The organism is Flavobacterium sp. HJJ, from assembly GCF_015351475.1.
Classification (GTDB): domain Bacteria; phylum Bacteroidota; class Bacteroidia; order Flavobacteriales; family Flavobacteriaceae; genus Flavobacterium; species Flavobacterium marginilacus.
This window is the reverse complement of record NZ_JADKPR010000078.1, coordinates 1-717: the sequence shown is the minus strand read 5'-3', so window position 1 is coordinate 717 and position 717 is coordinate 1. Positions and strand designations below refer to the sequence as shown.

Below are 717 nucleotides of genomic sequence, written 5' to 3'. Positions count from 1 at the left end.
CCAGACAAAATAGATTTGATGATTCGAATGCCTGAAACTCCTACAATATCGCTTATAGCAACATCTAATCGAAAATTCATTAAACGTAATGCTTTTTGCATTTTGTTTACATATTTGACACTTTCTTCCACCAAACTTTCGCCATGTCGATGTAACGTTCGAATTTGCAAAGTACTTTCGCAAGGAAGGAAAGATCCTCTCAATAATCCTAATGAATGCAATTTCTGTATCCATTGAGCATCTTTTACATCGGTTTTTGCTTTCAAGTTTTTTGTTTGGGTTCCTTGAACCAAAATAACTTCAAATCCTTCACTTTGTAATAACATGAATAAAGATTGCCAATAACTCCCAGTGGATTCCATGGCAATGGTTTTGATTTGATTCGTTTTAAGAAAAACAACTAATTCAGTTAGTCCCGATTGATAAACATTGAACTCTTTAATTTGATTGTCTTCTTGTCCAACTGCAACAAAATGAGATCGGGAACCAACATCAATTCCTGCCGCATTTGTATTTAAAACTTGCATTTTTTTAAAATTTTCCATAAATCTGTTTTTTAAAAATGCGAGGAAATGTAATATCTTTGCTAAAATTATTCTATACGAGATAACAAAATGTTTCATCATTAATTGTCTCAAAGGGCCTCCTACCAGAGGCCTTTTTACATTTCTACCAAAATCTGTGAGGGGATAGATTCACCATTTTACAAATAGGCTT

General features: G+C 33.1%; 1 protein-coding gene. It reads right to left on the bottom strand.

What is annotated here, in order from left to right:
• Positions 1-545, bottom strand: a 545-nt coding sequence (locus IRZ80_RS20805; RefSeq protein WP_194644287.1) for an IS110 family transposase, incomplete at its 3' end; no start/stop codon positions are given.
• Between the last annotated feature and the right edge of the window lie 172 nt (positions 546-717).